Raw genomic sequence first — 398 nt, forward strand, 5'->3', positions numbered from 1 at the left:
GGCTACCAGGCAACTATTGCCTTTATTAGAGTGCTGGGCGTCACTGGTGAAGGGCTTGGGAGATCGATTATGCATGTATTAAAGGTCGTGGCGATAACAACTGTTAGGGTCGACATAGACCAAAGAACAGCGCATGTTTTCTTGTAACTCATTGGGTGGGTGACGTTCTGGATAATAAAGACATCATTCGGCAAAGCGAAAACATCCGTGCAATGTTCTACTGGGGGCACGCAGTGAACTCTCAAACACGGGGTGTTGAGTTGATCAATGGGATGCAGAAGTTGGAGATGATGGTGATTACGGACCCAAACCCACCTGTTGCGGCGGTAATGCACGACGGTACAGACGGAGGTTACCTGCTTCCGGCAACACCGCTGGTTGAAACATACTGCAGTGTT

Annotated in this window: 1 pseudogene; it reads left to right on the top strand. The window is 49.2% G+C overall.

Annotated elements, in window-relative coordinates:
* Positions 1-38 precede the first annotated feature (38 nt).
* Positions 39-398: pseudogene (locus UF05_RS26500) on the top strand (formate dehydrogenase); the annotation flags it as partial.

Origin of the sequence: Vibrio sp. S457-15 (assembly GCF_000960545.1) — a bacterium.
Lineage (GTDB): Bacteria > Pseudomonadota > Gammaproteobacteria > Enterobacterales > Vibrionaceae > Vibrio > Vibrio parahaemolyticus.